At 48.9% G+C, this 21,299-nt stretch carries 16 protein-coding genes; 10 read left to right on the top strand and 6 right to left on the bottom strand.

Annotated features, from left to right (window positions below):
• The first annotated feature begins 88 nt into the window (after positions 1 to 88).
• The 6 genes from NJR55_RS05450 to NJR55_RS05425 all read left to right on the top strand — a co-directional run bounded on the left by NJR55_RS05450 (position 89) and on the right by NJR55_RS05425 (position 14,583).
• The gene (locus NJR55_RS05450; RefSeq protein WP_253618531.1) at positions 89 to 985 is read left to right on the top strand and encodes a glycosyltransferase; all 897 of its coding nucleotides are present in this window, start codon (positions 89 to 91) and stop codon (positions 983 to 985) included.
• Positions 986 to 1,075: 90 nt separating this feature from the next.
• On the top strand, positions 1,076 to 4,543 hold the full coding sequence (recC, locus tag NJR55_RS05445; protein ID WP_253618530.1) for an exodeoxyribonuclease V subunit gamma: 3,468 nt from the start codon (positions 1,076 to 1,078) through the stop codon (positions 4,541 to 4,543).
• Entirely contained in the window at positions 4,540 to 8,247 is a 3,708-nt protein-coding gene (recB, locus tag NJR55_RS05440) for an exodeoxyribonuclease V subunit beta (protein ID WP_253618529.1), read from the top strand. The genes recC and recB overlap by 4 nt, the downstream gene beginning before the upstream one ends.
• Positions 8,244 to 10,181, top strand: coding sequence for an exodeoxyribonuclease V subunit alpha (gene recD, locus NJR55_RS05435; RefSeq protein WP_253618528.1), 1,938 nt, complete (start codon positions 8,244 to 8,246; stop codon positions 10,179 to 10,181). The genes recB and recD overlap by 4 nt, the downstream gene beginning before the upstream one ends.
• Positions 10,174 to 13,332 (top strand): DUF3427 domain-containing protein, encoded by a 3,159-nt coding sequence (locus NJR55_RS05430; RefSeq protein WP_253618527.1) that lies wholly within the window; start codon positions 10,174 to 10,176, stop codon positions 13,330 to 13,332. Before recD ends, NJR55_RS05430 begins: the two co-directional genes overlap by 8 nt.
• Positions 13,333 to 13,431: 99 nt before the next feature.
• On the top strand, positions 13,432 to 14,583 hold the full coding sequence (locus NJR55_RS05425; RefSeq protein WP_253618525.1) for an alpha/beta hydrolase: 1,152 nt from the start codon (positions 13,432 to 13,434) through the stop codon (positions 14,581 to 14,583).
• A gap of 22 nt (positions 14,584 to 14,605) precedes the next feature.
• Here NJR55_RS05425 and NJR55_RS05420 read toward each other — a convergent pair whose 3' ends face one another.
• Both NJR55_RS05420 and NJR55_RS05415 read right to left on the bottom strand, forming a co-directional pair.
• Positions 14,606 to 15,253, bottom strand: coding sequence for a hypothetical protein (locus NJR55_RS05420; protein ID WP_253618522.1), 648 nt, complete (start codon positions 15,251 to 15,253; stop codon positions 14,606 to 14,608).
• A gap of 126 nt (positions 15,254 to 15,379) precedes the next feature.
• Entirely contained in the window at positions 15,380 to 15,703 is a 324-nt protein-coding gene (locus NJR55_RS05415; protein ID WP_011235745.1) for a HigA family addiction module antitoxin, read from the bottom strand.
• Between the two features lie 248 nt (positions 15,704 to 15,951).
• Here NJR55_RS05415 and NJR55_RS05410 point away from each other — a divergent pair, with 248 nt between their 5' ends.
• Positions 15,952 to 17,232, top strand: coding sequence for an anti-phage deoxyguanosine triphosphatase (locus NJR55_RS05410; RefSeq protein ID WP_253618521.1), 1,281 nt, complete (start codon positions 15,952 to 15,954; stop codon positions 17,230 to 17,232).
• A 2-nt stretch (positions 17,233 to 17,234) separates the two neighbouring features.
• Positions 17,235 to 17,942, top strand: a complete 708-nt coding sequence (locus NJR55_RS05405) for a ZIP family metal transporter (RefSeq protein WP_253618519.1) — start codon at positions 17,235 to 17,237, stop codon at positions 17,940 to 17,942.
• Here the strand turns inward: NJR55_RS05405 and NJR55_RS05400 are convergent.
• Positions 17,939 to 18,544 carry a hypothetical protein gene (locus tag NJR55_RS05400; protein WP_253618517.1) on the bottom strand — a complete coding sequence of 202 codons (606 nt, stop codon included), beginning with the start codon at positions 18,542 to 18,544 and terminating at the stop codon, positions 17,939 to 17,941. The two genes, NJR55_RS05405 and NJR55_RS05400, sit on opposite strands and share 4 nt — an antisense overlap.
• Positions 18,545 to 18,645: 101 nt before the next feature.
• Here NJR55_RS05400 and NJR55_RS05395 point away from each other — a divergent pair, with 101 nt between their 5' ends.
• Both NJR55_RS05395 and NJR55_RS05390 read left to right on the top strand, forming a co-directional pair.
• Positions 18,646 to 18,918 (top strand): type II toxin-antitoxin system prevent-host-death family antitoxin, encoded by a 273-nt coding sequence (locus NJR55_RS05395; RefSeq protein WP_114982302.1) that lies wholly within the window; start codon positions 18,646 to 18,648, stop codon positions 18,916 to 18,918.
• Positions 18,905 to 19,246, top strand: coding sequence for a hypothetical protein (locus NJR55_RS05390; RefSeq protein ID WP_253618516.1), 342 nt, complete (start codon positions 18,905 to 18,907; stop codon positions 19,244 to 19,246). The genes NJR55_RS05395 and NJR55_RS05390 overlap by 14 nt, the downstream gene beginning before the upstream one ends.
• A 23-nt stretch (positions 19,247 to 19,269) precedes the next feature.
• Here NJR55_RS05390 and vapC read toward each other — a convergent pair whose 3' ends face one another.
• From vapC to NJR55_RS05375, 3 genes are all read right to left on the bottom strand, one after another.
• Positions 19,270 to 19,704 carry a type II toxin-antitoxin system tRNA(fMet)-specific endonuclease VapC gene (gene vapC, locus NJR55_RS05385; RefSeq protein ID WP_275978058.1) on the bottom strand — a complete coding sequence of 145 codons (435 nt, stop codon included), beginning with the start codon at positions 19,702 to 19,704 and terminating at the stop codon, positions 19,270 to 19,272.
• 11 nt (positions 19,705 to 19,715) lie between these two features.
• Positions 19,716 to 19,946 (bottom strand): type II toxin-antitoxin system VapB family antitoxin, encoded by a 231-nt coding sequence (vapB, locus tag NJR55_RS05380; protein ID WP_253618513.1) that lies wholly within the window; start codon positions 19,944 to 19,946, stop codon positions 19,716 to 19,718.
• A 61-nt stretch (positions 19,947 to 20,007) separates the two neighbouring features.
• Entirely contained in the window at positions 20,008 to 21,174 is a 1,167-nt protein-coding gene (locus tag NJR55_RS05375; RefSeq protein WP_253618512.1) for a methyl-accepting chemotaxis protein, read from the bottom strand.
• Positions 21,175 to 21,299 lie beyond the last annotated feature (125 nt).

Below are 21,299 nucleotides of genomic sequence, written 5' to 3'. Positions count from 1 at the left end.
CGCGGTTACAAAGTGAACCTTTGTTCTGTAACCTGTGTCAAAAAATATCACAGTCTATTTAAAAAAACGAAAGTGGGGCAACAATTTAATGGCGACACAACATTGGCTACAGCAGAGTAAAGAATTCATCTTGCGATTTGCAGTTTCCAGCCCTTTTCCTGCCAGTTGGTTTTATGATGTGCCCAAGTCGACAGAAATTGAAGATATAACCAGCCCCCCTGAACACATCGAAATTGTTAGCCATTGCTGGAACTACTCTCATTTGTTCGTCTATCAGCTGAAATCCTTGGTTGAGAACGCCCCTAAAGATTTTAAAGTGACCCTTACAGGCTTTTATTGCCCGGAAGACAAAGACACCGTTGCTTTAATTGAAGAATATGCCAGTAAGAAAGTGGATAATATTGAGTGGAACTTCGTTGCGCTTGAAAAAAACGATTTAATGCGACGCGCTATTGGTCGTAATAAAGCCGCGAAAGAAACCAAAGCCGATTGGATATGGTTTACCGATTGCGACTTGATGTTCGGCGAAAATACTTTTCCCAGCCTGAAAAAAGCGTTAACTAAAGAGTCCTGTATTTTAGTATTCCCCGAAAAAGTGGCGCGTACGGCGTTATTGAGTAAAGAGCACGATGTGTTATGTAACGGCAAGGAAATTTCGACGGATGAATGTCTGGAAAAAGCCGGTTATAACTATCACAGCTTTAGCAAAGCGACCGGACCCGTACAGATCACTCATGGTGATACCGCGCGCCGCTATGGCTACTGTGAGCAGACAGATTGCTATCAACAACCGAAAGACCATTGGGCTAAAGCATACGAAGACAGAGCGTTTCGTTGGTTACTGGGCACGCACGGAAAGCCCCTGGATATCGACGATGTATCGATTATCCGTCATGTAGAAAAAGGCCGTTACAAAAAAGACTCCGCCTTTTCTGAAATGCGCAAAGCCAATCGTCAGGCCAAGGACAAATTACTGACCAAATAAGCGCGTCGATAAGTTGCTCTATAACTAGTAAGATAATTCCCTATTGATTAGGATGAATGCCTTACAGTAACCCTACAGGGAGAGCAGCGAGTGAATGAATTGACCCCCGGCTTTATTGTCGCGCATGGACATCGGCTGGAAGACTTAACCGATGTGGCGGTTACATTCACCCAAAACTACCCGCTGGCGCCGCTGGAGCAGGAAACCGTGCTGGTGCAAAGCAACGGTATTGCCCAGTGGTTGAAAATTAACTTAGCCCAGGCGAGCGGCATTGCCGCCATGATAGACGTCACCCTGCCGGCGCGTTTTCAATGGAAAGCTTATAGAGCCGTTCTCGGCGATGATATTCCTAAAACCTCCCCCTTTGACAAAGATCGCTTAACCTGGCGGTTAATGCGTCTTTTGCCTGAACTTATTGAGCACAACCCGCACTTTGCACCGCTTAAGCACTACACTTCCGACGACAACGACGGACGTAAGCTGTATCAGCTGAGCGGGCGGTTGGCCGATTTATTTGATCAGTACGCGGTGTACCGTGCTGACTGGCTAGACAACTGGGTGCGCGGTCAGGATGTACTGGAACACGAGCAGCTGGTTGAAGCCGAACAGTTGTGGCAGCCGGAATTGTGGCGTGCAGTCAGTAACGACATTGGCATAGATGACTACTGGAATAACCGGGCGGAGCTGCATCAGCGCTTTATTGACACCGCAAAGGCGTTAACTGAACGTCCGGCAGGTCTGCCGCCACGTGTGGTGGTGTTTGGCATTTCCTCGCTGCCGCAGCAAATGCTGCAGGTGTTGGATGCCATAAAAGGCTATACCCAAATTCTGTTGTGTGTGCATAACCCGTCGCAATACCACTGGGCGGATATTGTCGATGGCAAAGAGGCGTTGCGGCAGGCGGTCAAAGCCTCTTCGCGCTTAAAACATAAACCAGAACTGCCCGACGACCCCAATGACGACGAACTGCATCAGCTGGCGCATCCGTTGCTGGCGTCCTGGGGTAAGCAGGGGCGGGACTACATTCGCCTGCTGGACTTATACGATGAAACCCTGGCCAAACAGGAAGCCTTTAACACCATTAAGCTGGAACTGTTTGAACCCCACAACACCGACCATTTATTAGCCCAGCTGCAGGACGATATTTTAAACCTGCGCCCGGTGCAGGAAACCCGCGAGCTTTGGCCTGCGCCTAATGCGGCCGATAAGTCACTGCAGTTTCATGTCTGCCACAGCCCGCAGCGCGAGTTGGAAGTACTGCATGACCAGCTACTGGATGCCTTTGCGAAAGACCCGGACTTAAAACCGCGCGACATCATGGTGATGTTGCCCGACGTCAACACCTACGCGCCCTACATTGATGCGGTATTTGGTCGCTATCACAACCGGTTTGGTGAGCGTGACTCGCGCGCCATTCCTTATACCATTGCCGATCAGGGTGAGCGTCACCAACGACCGTTAATGATAGCGGTGGAGCTATTACTGCAAGTTGACCAACTGCGTTTTACCCAGACTGACTTATTCAATTTGCTGTCGGTTCCGGCGGTGCAGCAACGCTTTGACATGAGTGACGATGACCTGCCGCAGTTAAAGCGTTGGGTAAAAGAAGCCGGCGCGCGCTGGGGGCTGAATGCCGAGCAGCGCGGGCAATTTTATATGCCGGCAGCGGAAGAAACCAACAGTTGGTGGTTTGGTTTAAAACGCATGATAGCCGGTTACGCTATGGGCGATTTGGCCGACGTTGGCTTAGAAAGCGACTCCCCCTGGGCTAACGTAGAACCCTACACCGAAGTGGCCGGGCTAAGTGCCGCGCTGGTGGGCTGTTTGGCGGACGTGGTTCGCACCCTGGAACAATGGTGGCAGCACGCGCAGGGTGAACACACCTTACCGGAGTGGGTCACTCAGGGCGAGTGGCTACTGGAACAGTTTTTCGAGGCCGAAGAAGACAGTGATCGCTTACTGTTAGCTAAGCTGGGTGACGAGCTGTATCAACTGCGGGATATTTGCGTAGAAGCGGATAACGAATCACAACTGCGCCTGCCGATATTTAAAGACGCCTGGCTGGAGCGCGTAGACCAGCAGAATCTGAATCAACGCTTTTTGGCGGGCGCGGTGAATTTTGCCACCTTAATGCCCATGCGGGCCATTCCGTTTAAGTACGTGTGTGTGCTGGGTATGAATGAAAGTGATTACCCACGTTCAACACCGCGTGTCGACTTTGATTTAATGACCGACCGTTACCGCCCCGGTGACCGTTCGCGTCGTGACGATGACCGCTATTTGTTCCTGGAAGCGATGCTTTCAGCCCGCGACTGTTTTTACTTAAGCTGGGTGGGCTATAGCGCCAAAGACAACAGCGAGCGCACACCGTCGGTGCTGGTGGCGCAACTGCGTGATCACCTGCAGCAGGGCTGGGAAGTGGACATTAACAGCCTGACCGTTGAGCACAAATTACAGCCGTTTAACCCGTATTACTTTAGTCAGGAAGACCCGGAATACTTTACTTATGCCAGTGAATGGGCGCAGGCGCATCGGGGCATGGTGGCTTCTGCGAGCCGCACGGGCTCGGCGACTGCCACAGACGACGAACTGGAACGCACCCTGAGCATTAACGACATTAAACGCTTTATTGAAGAGCCCGCGCGACTGTACTTTAACTGGCGGCTGGACACCTACTTTAGCCGCAACAGTGAAGATTTGGACGACAGCGAAGCCTTTGTCATGGATAGCTTACAAAGCTGGTCGTTAACCACGCGCCTGGTGGATGCGGGCAAGCGGGCGCTGTTGGGCGGGGCTGGCATTGAAGCCTCGCTATTAAAAGAGTTGAACCGTATTAAACGCGAAGGGGCTTTGGGTATTGGCGCAATAGCCGAGCAAAATGGTTTCCAGTTGCTGGAGCAGTCCCTGGAGATACTGGAAACCTATCAGCAGAGCATTGCCGGTTACTCGGGTGTGAATGAGTTTCCGGTTGAGGTGCTTTTTGAGCACAGTGGGTTGACTATTGATGACACGGTAACCGGGCTGCACAGCAATGAAAGCGGTGGGCGTTTGTGGGTGGTCACCTCCGCCAGCAATATTGCCGCTAAAAATGGCAAAGGCATAAATAGTGGCGGCTGGAAACACGCCAGCGCGTTTTACCTTGGTTTGTTGCTGTTAAATTTACAAAAGCCGACACGGCTTTTAATTGTGTCCAAAGGCGGGTGTCAGTTGCAGGTGGCACCAGTGCCGGCTGAGCTTGCGGTGCAACAACTGGAGCAAATTCTGGATTTGGTGGCCCTGTCAGCGCAGCAGCCGCAGCCCATGCATCTGGACGTGGGTATGACCTGGCTCAATGCTCTGGACAAGAACGAGCATGATGAGACGCTGGCGCATGAAGCAGCGCGGCAGAAGTACGAAGAAGACGGCTTTCAAGACCCGGCGCTGGTCACCAAAAGCGATTATTGCGGGCGCGTTGCCGAGAGTTACGAAGCCATTCAGGCATCACCGCACTTCCGCCGTTTTATGGACGAACTCTATGACCCTATGCGCTTAACTCTGGTACCGGAGGATAAATCATGAGCCAGTTGTCTTCTCATACCTTAGAGAATCCGCTCGACTTTCCGCTGAACAGCAGCCGACTCATTGAGGCCAGCGCCGGTACCGGTAAAACTTACACCATTGCCGCGCTTTATGTGCGTCTGGTGATTGGTCATGGCTCGCATAGTGGTACGGATGAAACTGCGTTTGAACGTGAGCTGGTACCGAAAAACATTTTGGTCATGACCTTTACCAAAGCCGCCACTGAAGAGCTGAGCGATCGTATTCGCGCGCGGTTGGCGCAAGCCGCCGCCTACTTCCGTGACCCGGAAGCCGTAGAAGGCGACCCTTTCTTAGCCAGTCTGCGCGAAGACTGCGCGGCGCAAGGGCAAAACCTGATGCATCTGGCACGACTGCTGGATTTAGCCTCGCAATCCATGGACGAGGCCGCGGTGAAAACCATTCACGGCTGGTGCCAGTCGATGTTGAAAGAACACGCCTTTGCCAGCGGCAGTTTGTTCAGCCAGGACGTTGAAACCGACAACGAAGAGCTGCGCCTGCAAGCGGCCGAAGACTATTTCCGCCGCTTTATTTATCCGGCCGATGCTGAACTCAGCGCCCGGTTGCTGGAAGACTTTAAGTCACCCGAAGCCTTGTTAGGGCTCACTTACAGCTTAAGTAAAAGCGGACAGGCACCGGTCAATGGTGACTTGCACAGTTTGCTGAAAGAAGCGGAAAGTTCGCATCAGCAGCGAATGGCGGCTATAAAGCAGGAAATTGCGCCTATTGTTCAGGAACTGGTTGATAAAACCTCACAAGCGAAGGGTGCAGCAACCAAACTTAAGCAGTTTCAGAAATTTGCGGACTGGTGTGGCGATCCTGACCTGGTTGAGCCCGACGCCACCGCGGCTAACTGGAAAAACATTAGCACCGACGAGTTACAGACGTTCGCTGAGGCCAAACTTGGCGGTATGCCCGACAGCTGGGTTGTTTTAGGCGAGCTGCAGGAGCGCATTAAGCGCAGCAAAGTGCAGCAGCAGGAAGAGCTGGCCAAAGTAAAACAACACGCCGCTTTCTGGGTGAGCAGCCGTTTTGCTGAACTGCAGAATCAGCGTGCCGAAATGGGCCACGATGACATGCTCACCCGTTTACGTGATGCACTGAAAGGACCCAGCGGCGAAGCCTTAGCGGCGGCTATTCGTAAGCAGTATCCGGTGGCTATGGTGGACGAATTTCAGGACACCGACCCGGTGCAGTACGAGATTTTTAACCGTATTTACAATTTGGCAGAGCCGCACGCGGGCACCGGTATTTTCTTGATTGGCGACCCGAAACAGGCCATTTACAGCTTCCGTAACGCCGATATTTACACCTACTTGAAAGCCCGGCGCGATACCGAAGGCCGGCATTATAATCTGGCACGAAACTTCCGTTCGTCGCAGGCCATGGTGGACAGCGTTAATGCCCTGTTTGAGCGTGCCGAAGAGCTGCCGCGCGGTGCTTTTCTGTTTAAGACTGAAGAAGAAAACCAGCTGCCCTTTAACCCGGTGGGTGCGAACGGGCTAAAGCGCACTTTCAAGCACTGCCTGTTATCCAGCAATTTAAAAACCGCACCGGCGCTTCTGTGGTCAGTATCCGGTGAAGAAAAACGCAATAAAGACACGTTCTTCCGCGCTGCGGCGAACCATCACGCTAACTTGATTGCCTCCCTGCTTAATGATCCTCAGGCAGGTTATTACAACGACGACGATAAACTCGAGCAGCGGGTAAAAACCAATGACATTGCGGTTCTGGTGAACAACTTTAACGAAGCCAATGCCATTAAAAAGGCGCTGAGTGACCGCGGGCTAAAAAGCGTTTATTTGTCGGACCGGGAATCGGTATTTGCGCAGCGCGTTGCCAAAGACTTACTGGCGCTGGTGAGTGCCTGCGCCGAGCCGCGCGACCCGTCGCTGATACGCAGTGCCCTGGCGACACAGTTGCTTGGCCTGCCGCTGAGCGAGTTGGAACATATTCACAGCCACGAACGTGAGTGGGAAGAACGGGTAGAGCAGTTTTTAAGTTATCACGACCAGTGGCAGCGACAGGGCGTACTGGCCATGTTGCACAGCTTGCTGCACGACCATCAGGTGCCAGCGAAGCTGCTGGAAGACCGCATTCATGGCGAACGCCAACTGTCCGACGTGCTGCACATTGCTGAGCTGCTGCAACAGCAGAGTCTGGTACTGGACGGTATTCCGGCGCTGGTGAACCATTTTGCCGAACAGGTAAATGAGCGCCACGGCTTTGGCAGCAACAGCCGCACTCAGAGTGACGAGCAGCAACTGCGCTTAGAAAGTGACGATGAACTGATAAAAATTATCACCATTCATAAGTCGAAAGGCCTGCAGTACCCGTTGGTGTTTATGCCCTTTGTGGCGTACACCCAGGCGGAAGCCTACCGGATAAAACCGCCAGCGGTGTACCACGATGAGAACGGTGAGCTACAAGTACTGTGGTCAAAAGACGACGACAACAAACAGCGATTAAGTAATGAGATCCTCGCGGAAGACTTACGCAAAATGTATGTGGCCTTTACCCGCGCGCAATACGCGACTTTTATTGCGCTGGAAGCGGTGAAAGAGCATCGCAACAACCCACTTTTTTATCTGCTGAACGGCGGCGAGTCGTTAACCGATGAGCTGTACAACGAAGTTAGCGAACGTTGGCAGCAGGCACAGCATACGCAGTTAACGCGATTGGAAGACGACGAGCCTTTAGTCCGTGCGCTGGAGCAGGAGCAAACAACACCGAAGCTGACACCACGCAGCATGCCCGAAGACCGTAAACTGGAGCGTTGGTGGGTGGCCAGTTACAGTGCGCTGAAGTACGAAGGCGCCGTGACAAAAAGCGTGCAAGCACCGCAGTCGCCCGATGAAATGAACCTGTTGGACGAGCGTGACGATGACGAGGCAGAAGTTGCCAGTGCCGCTGAGCCGAGCCCGGACAGTATTCATCATTTACCCAAAGGCGCGGGGCCGGGTACGTTTTTACATAACCTGCTGGAAGAGTCGGCCAATATTGGTTTTGCGCAGATTGCGGGTAACGCCGCCGAGCGTACCGAGCTGGTACAAGGCTTTTGTGTCAGCCCTTATTGGCAGGAACATCAAAACAGCCTGGAGCATTGGCTGGACGCCTATTTGCATAACCAATTCCCAATTAATGACAGTGGTGACCGCATTAGCTTAAGCGCACTGGAGCAATACAAAGCCGAGCCGGAATTCTGGTTCGGTGCCAGTGAAGTTAACGCACAAAGGCTGGATGCTCTGGTTCACGAACACATTCTGCCGGGGCACGAACGCCCTGCGCTGGAACCTAATGTGCTGAACGGCATGCTAAAAGGTTTTATCGATTTGGTGTTTGAGCATAATGGGCAGTATTACGTGGCGGATTATAAGTCGAACTGGCTTGGCGAAGACGATCACGCTTATACCGAGCAAGCCATGCGCGAGAAAATACTGCACAGCCGCTATGACCTGCAATACGTCATTTACACCCTGGCACTGCATCGCCTGTTAAAAGCGCGGTTAGGCAGTGACTACGACTACGATACCCATGTAGGCGGTGCCGTGTATCTGTTCTTGCGTGGGCATAGGGCGGAAACCGGCGGGGCATTTTGTGACAGGCCGCCACGGGAGTTAATAGAGCAGCTGGATACGCTTTTTGCGGGTACGGATTTTTCAGGTAGAGAGTCGGAGCCGGTATGACAGAAGTAACCTTAAACACCTTATTTGATGCGTTGCGTGAGTGGCGAGATGCCAGCTGGATACGCTCAATAGACCTGGCCTTTGTCGAGTTTTTGCAGCAAGCCGGAGAAACGCGCAGTGAAGTGTTACTGGCAGCCCTGTGTGCCTCGCACGAAGCCGGTCGCGGACATACCAGCATTGACATAAAGGCGCTGCAGAATGAACCTGAAACTGTACTGAACTTACCACCCGAAAACCGCTATTCACCAAACTGCGATACTCCCAGCGAGTTGTTCCGTCAGTTTGGTACTAATGTGGAAACCGCTTTAACCCAAAGCCACTGCGTAGACGCCGACGGTAAAGGCAACCAGCCACTGGTGTTGAGTGGTGGCAAACTGTATTTGCGCCGCTACTGGCAATACGAAGCCTTTATAGAGAACGACCTGCAGGCGCGCATGAGCGACCGACCTGTGACCAATGACGACTTACTGAAAAGCACTTTGGCAAAGCTGTTTGCTCAAGCAGGTGGTGAAAAGACGGATGAGATTAACTGGCAGCGCGTGGCCTGCGCTAACACCGTGCGTAACCGCTTTAGCGTCATAACCGGCGGGCCCGGCACCGGTAAAACCTACACCGTAGTGCGTTTGCTAACAGCGTTGCAGCATCAGACCTTATTCCTCGGTTTACCTCCGTTACGCGTATCGCTGGCAGCGCCTACTGGTAAGGCAGCCGCGCGGCTGACCGAATCGATAGAAAGCGAGCTGAATAGGCTGCGGGGTGATACAAAGCTCGCCACCTTAAAAGACGCCTTAGACTCCATAAAGCCCGAAGGTAAAACCCTGCACCGCCTGCTGGGCGTAAAGCCGAACTCGCGCGCCTTTAAACACCATGCCGACAACCCACTGCGCACCGACGTTGTGATAGTCGACGAAGCCTCAATGATAGACATTGAAATGATGACCGCGCTGCTAAAAGCGACACCGAAAAATGCGCGGCTGGTGCTGATAGGCGATAAAGATCAGCTTGCCTCCGTAGAAGCCGGCGCCGTGCTGGGTAACTTGTGCGAAGGCGCTGATGAAGGCCACTACCACAAAGACACCGCTCAGTGGTTGCAACAAGTAGCCGACACACCCGAGTTCCCAGGCGACTTAATTGACGAAAGCGGTGAACAACGCCTGCAACACGTCGTTAAATTCCGCAAAAGCTACCGCTTCAAAGGTCCTATTGCCGATCTGGCTAACGCCATTAACCAGCAAGACAACGCTGCAACAAAGCAGGAGCTCGAAAAAGCCAAACACGCCGATGAAGACTACCCCGTCAGTCTGTACGAAGTCAGCAGCTTAGACGACCCAGCCTTCGAAGCTTTGGTTAAACGTAACCTGACCTCCGGTAGCCTGACGTTACACGTCAGGAACAATACCGACGCAACAACAGATGCCAACAACATCAACGATATTGCCCAGGAAGCCCTACAAAACCTAAGCAACTTCCAAATTCTGACCGCCCTGCGCGAAGGCCCCTGGGGCGTAAAAGCCGTTAACCAAAAAGTCGGTGACATACTCGGAGTAAACGCCAACACCTGGTACGAAGGCCGTCCCGTTATGGTCACCAAAAACGACTACGGACTGAAGCTGAACAATGGCGACATCGGCCTAACCTTTAAAGACCCTGAACACGGTCATCTGCGCGTCGCCTTTCCCGACCAGGCCAGTCAGTCTGAAAATAACGGCGTGCGTTGGGTACTGCCCAGTCGCCTCACCCATATAGAAACCGTGTACGCCATGACGGTACATAAATCTCAGGGCTCCGAATTCAAACACACCATCATGGTAATGCCCGACCACGACAGCCCCGTGCTAAGCAAAGAGCTGCTGTATACCGGAATTACTCGGGCTAAAGAGCGGTTGAGTTTGGTGGGGAGGAAGTTGCTAAGTTTAGGAGACAAAAATGTCTAGCTTGTACCGTGGCATCTATGACTTGTTGCAAACTTCAGCAGTGAAAGACGAGCTTTCAACGCATGATGAAAGCCTAATTGCTGATTTTGAAAAACTGAGTGTTGAGAATAGTCATGAACGATTAACGGAAGCATTAACTGAGCAATTATCTCAAGTACTGGCGGCAGTTGGCGAAGGCGAACGGCTTTCTGATAACGAAAAACTCATGGCTCAAGTCGACTTATTAAACAGCCTTCTTCAACACGCCCGACACCAGATAAGAGAGAGTACTGCAGAAACGCTCATTGATGAAATAGTAAATCCGCCACAATTTTTACGATCAATTTACCGTAAAGGTGAGCAGCCAGAATTGCCTCATATCAGTTTGTCACAGCCGTGGCTATTTACGGCGGGTAAAGACTCACCGGCGTTGTTGAATGAGTTAATCACTGAGCTTTCGAGCTGTGATCACGTGGATATTTTAGTGAGTTTCATCACTGTGTCAGGTGTGCGGAAAATTTATGACGTACTGAAGCAAATCACCGCAACCGATGCTGAAGGCCACAGCAAAACCTCTATTCGAGTTCTAACGACAACTTATATCGGTGCGACAGAGAAAAATGCATTGGATATGCTCGCGAGGCTACCGAATTGCGAGGTTAGAGTATCGCTCGATGGGCGACGGACACGGTTGCACGCAAAAGCCTGGATGTTCGAACGCAAAACGGGCTTTGGAAGTGCTTATGTAGGTAGTGCGAACTTATCGGGCGCCGCGTTAATGGGTGGTTTGGAATGGACAGTTAAGTTCACCCAGCATGGGCAACATAATCTGTATTCACGCGCAAAAGCGCACTTTGAAACGTTATGGGAAGATGGTGAGTTTCAGCCGTATGACCCAAACAATAGTCAGCATGTAGCGGCTTTGAAGGACGCGCTTAGTAGAGAGTCTGGCGGGAAAAACTTACCCGAGCACGTAATCACAACATTCTTTGATATTACACCCAAACCCTTTCAGGCGGATATTCTAGAGCAGCTGGATAATGAGCGCGCACACGGACGTTTCAAAAATCTGTTAGTGGCAGCAACCGGAACTGGTAAAACAGTGATGGCGGCTTTCGATTACCGTCGAGTTTGCGAGCTTGAGAAGGGGCAGCCCAGGCTACTCTTTATTGCGCATCGCGAAGAAATTCTCAGTCAGTCACTTACTACGTATCGGCAAATCTTAAAAGATGCCAATTTTGGTGACTTACTTACGGGACGACATGAGCCTGAGCAATATGACCATTTATTTGCAACGGTACAGAGCTTACGCTCTAAAAAATTATTGGAGCGGTACCCAGCGAATCACTGGCAAGTTGTCGTAGTTGATGAGTGTCATCACATCGCTGCGCAAAGTTTTGATGAGGTCATTTCGCGAGTAGAACCCAAATATTTATTGGGCCTGACCGCAACACCTGAGCGAGCAGATAACAAGAATATTCTCGCCTATTTTGACTGTCGTCCGGACGGTTCACCGTCTGTACAAATGCGGTTATGGAATGCGTTAGACCAGCAGTTGCTCGCACCGTTTGAATACTATGCTTGTGATGATGGCCAGGACTATCGGCAAGTGAATTGGAAAAACGGCGATGGCCGTAGCGATCTTCATAATATTCTCTCCGATAATGATGCGCGCGCCCAAAATGTAGTCAGAGCTTGGGACGAAGTTGTTAATAACATAAGTCATTCTCGTGCACTGGCATTTTGCGTAGACGTCGACCACGCGCGCTTTATGACCAGAAAGTTTAATGACTTAGGTATTCCAGCTGCATTGATATACGGCGAAAGCTCTCGCGAAGAACGCGCTTCGTTGCCAAAAAAATTAGCGAACAAAGAAATCAATGTGTTAGTTACCGTTGACCTATACAACGAAGGCATTGATTTGCCTTTTGTTGACACGCTTTTGCTGCTACGTCCGACTCAAAGTGTCACGTTGTTTCAACAACAAATCGGTCGAGGACTTCGCTTACACCCCGAAAAGGAAAGTTGTTTAGTGCTCGATTTTGTCGGTCAGCATCGTGCAGGTTTTCGTTTTGACGTATTGTATGGCGCAATAACGGGTTTGACGCGTAAAGAAGTTTACGACGGTGTGCAAAATGGCTTTGGCAAGCTGCCGAGCGGTTGCTACTTGCAACTTCAAAAGGAAGCGCGTGAGTCGATTTTAGGAAGCCTGAGACAAGCGATTAACCAACGCTGGGATCAACTGCGCAATGAACTTAACCATTTTGCCCGAATAAAAGGTAGTAATACTGTTTTGCTATCGGAGTTTATAAGCGAACAACAGCTTGAGCTTACAGATATTTATCGCGGAAACGGAAATAACACCGGATGGACTAACCTAAAGCGCGCTGCTAATTTAATAGCGGGCGATGCCACGGAGCAGGAAACTTATCTTAGCACACGCTTCATGAGTCTATTGCACATTGATGACCCTGAGTATCTTCGGCTGATCGAGAAGGCGACTAATAGAAAAGAACAAATCGAGTGGACTGATAGAGCCAAGCAGTATGCACAAATGTTGGCTTACCAAGTTGATTACCAGAATGAGCGTGTCGTTAGCGGTATTGATTTTATAGACAGCCTACATACTGAGCCGGAAGCATTAAATGAACTGAATGAGCTAGCACGTATATTAGATGCCCGAACAAACTACGTGTTCGACTCTCTGCCTGGACTCGAAAATACGCCACTGAAACTTCACGCCTCTTATCAAATACGTGAAATCTTGACCGCCGTAGGCTTTTTGAATGAACAGGAGCGTCGGGTATTTCGCGAAGGCGTTTTGCGCTTCCAAGATAAAAAGCTCGAACTGCTATTCGTTACGCTTGATAAAGCTGATGCCGTGCACGAAGGTGTTGCTTATAACGACTACGCAATAAGCCGAGAAAAGTTCCATTGGCAGTCGCAGAATACAGCCTCCGCGAGTACTCCCACCGGACACCGCTACATTGAGAGCGGTACGAATGGCTGGCAGTTCCAGCTTTTCGTTAGAGAAAATAAGCAATCGGCTTATAAAGCATGTGGGCCAGTCACTTTTATCGACAGTCACGGAGAGCGACCAATGAATATAACCTGGGAGTTGAAAAACAAACTTCCAACTAGGCTTTATCAAGCATTTAGCGTGTTGCGGTAGGGATAACCTGCTGTAACACCTAGATCTAGCCGCTCCCCAATTGCCCCCACCCGCAAATAGTTCTAATATATCCCCACGACCCAGTAACTCACTGATCTCATGACTCTTTCCTTTAAAAGCTTAACCCGTTCATTTGCCTGTCTGTTCGTTTTCTTCACCGCTGCCAGCGTGCACGCGTCCGAAATCTTCACTATGGAATCTAAGCTCCTTGATGAAGGGATAACGGCGCGGGTTGCGTTGCCGGAAAGCTATGAGCATTCAGACAGTTTTCAGTATCCGGTGCTACTGGTTATGGACGGTTCAACGCAGTTTGAGCACATAGCGGGTAACATTAATTTTTTAAGTACGTTTTCTATTGTGCCGGAAATGATTGTTGTCGGGGTCAGTGCGAGGAACCGCTTAAAGCGCTTTACTCACACAAAAATGGAAGCCTACGCCGACCGCTCTGGCGGTGCGGAGCAGTACACCCAGTTTTTGCAAGATGAGCTGATGCCAGCGTTGCAGAAAAAGTACAGAGTATCGCCTTACACTGTGGTTACTGGGCACTCGTTGTCGGGGCTCTACACCAGTTATCTGGCGACTCACCATTCAGATTTTATCAACGCCGCAATATCGGTCAGCCCAAGCCTCTGGTGGGATGACTTTGCGCTTATAAAAGACATAAAAGTGGTAGAGCAAGAGGCAGAAAAACCGGCGGTACGTTGGTTTGTCAGCATGGCGAATGAGCCTAACGAAATGGCCGAGAGCTATGAGCGTTTATTAAATGTGCTTGAAGCGAAGCCGGAATCGGCTTTTAACTGGGAGTCAAAGCAGTTCCCCAACGAAACCCATGACAGCACGCCACTAATTGGTAATGTCGAGGGGCTTAAATCGGTTTTTCGTGGGTTTAACGCGGTACCAAACATCGAAATTAAGTCGCTGGAGCAGTTGCAGGCGTTTTATGCTGATTACGAAAAGACGGTGGGCTACGACTTCCCTATGTCGGTTCACCAGTATAACGTCTATGGTCTAAAAGCCGCTTATGAAGGCAAAGTTGACTGGGGACAGGCAATTCTGGAGAAAGGCGTTGAGGTATTCGACCAGTCCGAAATTTTATGGGACAGCCTGGCAACGGTTTATTCAATGAATGACAATAACGCGAATGCGTTAAAGGCCTCGAATAAAGCTGTGCAGTTCGCACGCGAGCATCAGTCAAAATACATCAGTGAAATTGAAGCGCAAAATAGTGATTTGAAGTCACGCAATAAATGATGAAGCCTGCGGCAAGTGATATTCAGACTTGCCGCAGCACATCTAAAATTCCCTGGTCTTTCGCTTTTTCTTTTGCTGATACGTCAAAATAGTCGTTGGCTTTTACTCTATCTTCCCAAAACTTCACAAAATCCATAGGCTCATCCGGGTCTATCTGCTGAGACTCTGGCGTAAAGGTTTTGTGTGAGCTGGTTTTGGAGATCTGAAAACTCATCGCGCTACGCTGCTCACGAGTAATAACACCGGCTTCAAACAACTGGCTGGCCAATTCGCTCATGTCGTTAGGTGATATATTGCGGGCATTAAAGTTTTCAGTTATCGCTATGGGAATATCGGACTGCTTGCCGTTATTGCCTTCTTCCGCCTGGCGACGCATAGCGTCTTCGAATAGCTGGTCGCGCGCTTCCATCAGGCTGTTAAGTTCATCCTTTTCTTCTTTGGTAAGGCTGGATTTACTCTCAAGCTCTTCTATCTTTTGCTCAATTTCTTCCAGATGCCCGATATCAACACCCATACGATTCAGCAATATGCTGCGGTAGGCATTGTCTATCAGCGACTCACGGTCTTGCTCCGGCGTAATGTCCCTGCTGTTAGGTTCCTCAGTTTTGTTACTTTGGGTCGTTGTTGTCGTCGGATAACTCGCGTTATTACTCACAGGGTTCATGTTCATGGCTTTTCCTTATCCAAAATTAGCATTGCCGGGTGGCAATGTTTTGCCTGTTTAGTGCGTTATTCGCGTTTATGGATAGGAGACAGCAAGAGGTGTGCCAATAGTAGCTCTACAACAGCTGCTCCCTCAAGCCTGCTGATAAGGTTTAGCGTGAGGTTTCAGGCGTTTTACATTTTCAGCTTCTTGTTCGTATGCCCGGTGGCGTACGTCCCAGATTTCGACGGCGTGCTGAATGTTTAACCAAAATTCCGGGGTGTTACCCAAAGCAGCCGCTAATTTAATAGCCATAGGTGCGGTCAAGGCTCCTTTATCATGAACAATTCGGCTGAGCGTGTTTCTGTGTACTCTCATAGCATCAGCGAGCTCTTTTATTTCAATGTTCATCGGTTCAAGAAACTCCGTTATTAGCATCTGGCCAACGGATACCGGGCGACGTTTTGTGTCTCTCATAATTATAACGTCCTCTAGCCAGTCGTCCCTGAATTTAACGGCCATGGTTTACTGATCACTTTGTATTTATTCTATGCACAACAGCATTGTGCGTCAAGTTGGTGTATTTATACTAAATTTGAGCTCTTAAACTATCAATTGGTAAGGCATTGATATAAATGTCTTACATTGGCGGTATTAAAACTGGGCAAACCCGCAAAAATTTGTTTTGCTGTGAGTAACTGAAAAACAAACGAAGACATTTTGCTATGCTCAAACGCCGCTCAGGAAAAACTACGACCTTTAATGCCGCTACGCCGGACAGCGATGCTCAGCGTGACCGGGCGCGTATTATTCATTCGTCGGCGTTTCGCCGCTTGCAGGCAAAAACTCAGGTGCTGGGGGTGGGTGAGAGTGACTTTTACCGCACGCGCTTAACGCACTCTATGGAAGTGGCGCAAATTGGCTCGGGTATTTGTGAGAAGTTAAAGCAAAAGTATGCAGAGAACGATGCTATTTCGATGCATATCCCGTCTTATTTTCAAATTGAGGCCATTTGTCTGGCACATGATATTGGTCACCCGCCGTTCGGGCACGGTGGCGAAGTGGCACTGAACTATCACATGCACAGCAACGGTGGTTTTGAAGGTAACGGGCAGACGCTACGCATTATTTCAAAGCTGGGTGAGTATTCTGATCACGACGGTTTGGATTTAACCCGGCGCACTTTACTTGGTGTACTTAAGTATCCGGTGTTGCATAGCGAAGTTAGTACTCGCTCACTGTCTGAAGAAGACCACCTAAGTGTTTTTAAACCGCCCAAATCTGTTCATGACGACGAACAGGATGTGCTGGACTGGATACTGGAACCGCTGACTCCCAACGACAAAGCGACCTTTCGCTCCACTAAAACGAAAGAGGGTAAAACCAAAGCACAGTATAAAGCCTTTGATACCTCCATTATGGAGCTGGCAGACGATATATCTTACGGCGTGCACGATTTAGAAGACTCACTGGCACTGAATCTGGTAACCGAAAAGCAGTGGCGCGAAGACGTACTCGCTGTGTTGGACGACAACAGCGTTATTATGCAGGAAGAGCGATTTTACACCGAGGCGCTTTTTTCAGGCCAAAGCCGTGCGCGTAAGCACGCAATTAGTAAGCTTGTCGGGCATTTTGTGGATGCCATTGAAGTCGCAGAACAGAACCTGTTTGAATCTCCCTGGCTGGATCTGCAGGCGAGCCTTCCGGAGCAGATTGAACACACCCTGCAAGTACTGAAGGATTTTGTGTTTAAGCATGTTATTCGTAGCTCTTCGGTGCAGGTTTTGGAGTACAAAGGGCAGATGATGATACTGAAGCTGTTTCAGGTACTGAGCGAAAACCCAGAGCAACTGCTGCCCGGCTCTACTTTGCAAAAATATAAAAACGCAGAAAACCCCAAGCGGGTTATTTGCGACTATATTTCCGGAATGACGGACAACTACGCGACCAAGCTTTACAGTAAATTGTTTAGCCCGGATACCGGCTCTGTATTTGATAAGGTTTAATCATGAACGTTTATATCATGCTGCTTATAGCCTGGGGAGCCGGCTTAATGGCGGTTTTCGGCGGTTTCTTAGCGCACGTTGAAGGCAAAGCCAATACGGCAGTTAAGAAAGAGTTCGTACACGGCGTTACGGCATTTGGTGGTGGTATTTTAATGGCCGCCGTGGCTTTTGCATTGGTGCCAGAGGGAATGAAAGAGTTAAATGCCTGGCAACTGACCGGGTTATTTGCCGCTGGCGGCGTTACTTTTTGCCTTGTTGATGCTTGGTTGCAAAAGCATGAGGGCAATGTTTCGCAATTTATGGCGATGGTGCTAGACTTCGTGCCGGAGGCGGTTTCTCTAGGGGCTGTGTTTGCTGTTAACCCAAAAATGGGCATTTTGCTGGCCATTTTCATTGCTGCGCAAAACTTCCCGGAAGGCTTTAACGCCTATCGTGAATTAAAAACTGCAAAGTTAACGACAAAATCAGCGCTACTGGGTTTATTGGGAGTGTCCTTTTTCGGTCCGTTGGCAGCAATAATGGGTTACTGGTGGTTGAGCGATGCACCACAAATTACAGCGATGATCATGAGTTTTGCAGCGGGCGGCATTCTCTATCTGGTGTTTCAGGACATTGCCCCACAGGCGAAAATGCGCCGCCACTGGATGCCTGCACTCGGGGCTGTATTTGGTTTCATTATTGGTATGCTCAGTAAGCAACTTATGGGCTAGTCGGTCTGCTTATAGGTAATAACATAAAAAACCAGTAGGCCATCAGCTAAAGATTTTGTCCCATAATGCTGACCGTAAAATTGCAGGTTATTGTAGTCTATTGAAAAAGAACGGAATTCTTGCAGGCTCATGAATGCGCCTGTCGTAATACACATAGTCAGCCGACATTCAGACTCCGCGTGTAAAAGCCCATCCTGGTCAGACAGCAGGCGGGACAGCTCCTTCTCACGATTAATTCCCCACGAACTGATGCCATTTTGCGGTACAAAGCTTTCAACGCCATTGAGATACTTTTCATCATCGGCAAAGTACTTATTCTGCCCCTCAAAAAAACTCGGGTTTTCTGCAATAAGCTGCTGGCGTTTGAGCTCTTCTTCATTTGAAGTATCGCTTTCAGGCTGAGGTGGCTCAACTGACTCGGCAGCTTGTTTGGCACTGGTCTCACTGTTGGATGTATCCAGTTGCGCGCTGGTTTGTGCTTTTGGTGCATCGGCACTTGTTGGCGCGGTTGGTGTGCTTAAGCCGCTCATTGACTGACGCCCCACCCAAAAAGAGACAACAGCAACCAAAACAAATGCGCATACTAATAAAATCCTTTTCATATTTACCTCTAAAGTGTTTTTGGTCTAAATTTGGTCTTTATTTGGACTTCTGTTGGTTTTCATCTATAATTTTAAAAGTAACCTAGTCTAGGGGGCAGACAATGTATCAAACTAAACAGTCACGCATCACAACGGTTTCAGCATTTAAGAAAGAACTGTCTTCAATGAATGTTGAGGAGCCTGTTGTTGTTACCCAAAATGGGGAGCCACTCTATGTGGTTCAGGACCCAGCCCAGTATGAAATGCAGCAAGAACAAATGGCTTTTATGAAGCTAATGTCATTCGCGGAAAAAGATTTAAAAGCTGGACGAACCTTATCTTCAAACCAGCTTCGTTCTAATCTTGAGGAAGTGCTGACGAATGACGGCAATTAGCATTGAATATACCGAAACATTTGCACGTCAAGTTAGCGCATATAGCCAATATCTGGCGAGGTATATTGGTCAATCACAGGCAAGGGGTGTGATATTTAATTTTATAGATATGCTTGAGCAGAGAGTAATACGCTATCCCGAGAGCAGCCCACTTTGTGAAGAAGCGGCCGACTTAGGTTTTACGAATTATCGTGACTTTATTCTTCCTGATCAGCAATTGAGAGCCATCTATCGACTTGAAGAAGATAAAGCATATATGATGCTTTTTCTAAAATCCCGTCAGAGTATTAGAGAAGCGCTCCTGCAATATTGTTTGCGGGTTGAGTAATTACCTGAGAATAGATATTTCTGTCAACGATAGGCTGGAGTTGGCTCATTGATTGATGATTGCGGTGGTTGTTGCAGCCAGTTTTCGGTAATAAGCCCGGGAACTCGTTCAAATTCTCCGGTGTTATTGGTAACAACCGTGAGTCCATGGCATCGGGCATGGCCTGCTATCATCTGATCATAGGGGCCAATTGGTGTGCCCTGCTGTTTTAGTTTGTGACGAATAAGTGCTGTGTGATAAGCCGCGTCAGTATCGTAATTTAATATTTTCAAACGAGCCAAAAAGCTATCGAGTTTGTCGGCATTAGTTGTACGTTGCTGCGAGTTTTCGACAGCATATTGCAGTTCCATTACGGTTACTGAACTGATGCAGAGCTCGCGCGAGTGTTCATCAAAAATAGGAGCTAAATATGCTGGTCTATTCTTCATGATATAGATGCAAATATTCGTATCGAGCATATAGCGCAAGTTCATAGCGGGTCACGCTCCTGCTCCTCAGGCTGCTCGCGTTCAACCATAAAGTCATCGCTTGCTGGTTCGCCGTTAAACCAGGATGCCCAGCTTGTTTTGGCCGGGGTAATAATTCGGCTTTCACCAACCACTAAGACTTCCACCTCTTTAACGTCTTCGGAAAAGGCAACGTCCTTTGGCAGCCGAACCGCTTGCGTTTTATTGCTTTTGAAAAGTGTTGTTTTGGCCATAAAAGATCCGTATATCCAAGTTGGATATACGGATTTTAGTCGAGCAATTTAATTTGTCAAATTAGTCGTCCAGCTTATCCATTTGCTTAACAATTTCGTTACTGAGGTTATTCAGTTCGTCTGTGTTATTCGACAACGTCTCAGCCTGTTCATAGGCTCCATCACAAAGATCGCTAAGCACTTGAATGTTTTTACTGACATTTTCTACCGCATCATTCTGTTGCTTACTGGCCTCGGTTACCATATCCACCTCTGCATTAATTTCGCGTATTGACGCTAATACCAAGTTAAAGGACTCGATAGTTTCTACTGATATCTTCTGTGCTTCTTTAGAGGCTTCCAAAGCTTGATCGCTAATTTCGCCTGACGATGAAATAACGGCGCGCAACTCGTTTGTCATGCTGACAATGTCACCCGTCGTTGCTTTTGTTTTTTGAGCTAAAGAACGAACTTCGTCGGCAACTACTGCGAAGCCTCTTCCATGTTCCCCTGCCCTTGCTGCTTCAATAGCAGCGTTAAGAGCGAGTAGGTTGGTTTGCTCTGTGACACTTTCAATGAGCTCAACAAAAGAAGTGATCTTTTCAGCACTTTTCTCAACTTTATCAAAGCTGCTGTCGAATAACTCTACGGAACTGACGAGTTTATTGAGTCGCTCGGCCAGCTTACTAATTTGTTGTTCAGAGGTAACGCTGACTTCAGAAACTGAGTCGGTATTGTGATTAATACGCTCAATGGTTGCCGTCATTTCGTTCATGCTGGCAGAAATTTCTTCAATAGTAGAGGCCAGGCTAGTGGACTGCTCACTTAGTTTTTCGCTGGTAATATGAGAACGGTCAGAGACAGAAGCAGTGCGTTCCGCCAAATTACTCAGCTTTTCTGTCGCACCGTCTACATGAGCCAAAATGCGACTGAAGCGTTTCAGTGCACGATTTAAAGAACGAGCAATTTGCCCAAATTCGTTATCGTTGCTGAGATTTACTCTTGGATCAAGGTTACCGTTACTGACTTGTTCAGCCATACTTTTAAGCTCTTGTACCGCATACGTGAGGAATCGCTGTGAACTGATAAAGAAAATAACAGCGAATAGTGTGATGACTACACCGGGAACAGCCAGTATACCGTCAGTTATGTCAGAGAAGAGAGCAAGCCCCAGGGTAATACTTAAACTTACCAGAAAAAGCAGGTTAATCTGATTCATTCTAGCCAGGGACAGGTTAGATAATTTCATTGTTTCACTTTCCACTTAAAGGTCAAAAAAAGCGGTGAAAAGTAATCTAAAACTGTGAGTAAAGATAGTTTTATTCCAATAGATTTTGTCGATAGTTAATATCAGGAAAGCAGTGTTTAATTTTT

It is taken from the genome of Idiomarina rhizosphaerae (assembly GCF_024159085.1).
In the GTDB taxonomy this organism is placed as follows: Bacteria; Pseudomonadota; Gammaproteobacteria; order Enterobacterales; family Alteromonadaceae; genus Idiomarina; species Idiomarina rhizosphaerae.
This window is presented reverse-complemented; position numbering and strand designations above follow the sequence as displayed.

Coding starts and splice junctions, on each gene's coding strand:
- NJR55_RS05450 (WP_253618531.1), top strand. CDS start 89: ATGGCGACACAACATTGGCTACAGCAGAGTAAAGAATTCATCTTGCGA.
- recB (WP_253618529.1), top strand. CDS start 4,540: ATGAGCCAGTTGTCTTCTCATACCTTAGAGAATCCGCTCGACTTTCCG.
- recD (WP_253618528.1), top strand. CDS start 8,244: ATGACAGAAGTAACCTTAAACACCTTATTTGATGCGTTGCGTGAGTGG.
- NJR55_RS05430 (WP_253618527.1), top strand. CDS start 10,174: ATGTCTAGCTTGTACCGTGGCATCTATGACTTGTTGCAAACTTCAGCA.
- NJR55_RS05425 (WP_253618525.1), top strand. CDS start 13,432: ATGACTCTTTCCTTTAAAAGCTTAACCCGTTCATTTGCCTGTCTGTTC.
- NJR55_RS05420 (WP_253618522.1), bottom strand. CDS start 15,253: ATGAACATGAACCCTGTGAGTAATAACGCGAGTTATCCGACGACAACA.
- NJR55_RS05415 (WP_011235745.1), bottom strand. CDS start 15,703: ATGAGAGACACAAAACGTCGCCCGGTATCCGTTGGCCAGATGCTAATA.
- NJR55_RS05410 (WP_253618521.1), top strand. CDS start 15,952: ATGCTCAAACGCCGCTCAGGAAAAACTACGACCTTTAATGCCGCTACG.
- NJR55_RS05405 (WP_253618519.1), top strand. CDS start 17,235: ATGAACGTTTATATCATGCTGCTTATAGCCTGGGGAGCCGGCTTAATG.
- NJR55_RS05400 (WP_253618517.1), bottom strand. CDS start 18,544: ATGAAAAGGATTTTATTAGTATGCGCATTTGTTTTGGTTGCTGTTGTC.
- NJR55_RS05395 (WP_114982302.1), top strand. CDS start 18,646: ATGTATCAAACTAAACAGTCACGCATCACAACGGTTTCAGCATTTAAG.
- NJR55_RS05390 (WP_253618516.1), top strand. CDS start 18,905: ATGACGGCAATTAGCATTGAATATACCGAAACATTTGCACGTCAAGTT.
- vapC (WP_275978058.1), bottom strand. CDS start 19,704: ATGCTCGATACGAATATTTGCATCTATATCATGAAGAATAGACCAGCA.
- vapB (WP_253618513.1), bottom strand. CDS start 19,946: ATGGCCAAAACAACACTTTTCAAAAGCAATAAAACGCAAGCGGTTCGG.
- NJR55_RS05375 (WP_253618512.1), bottom strand. CDS start 21,174: ATGAAATTATCTAACCTGTCCCTGGCTAGAATGAATCAGATTAACCTG.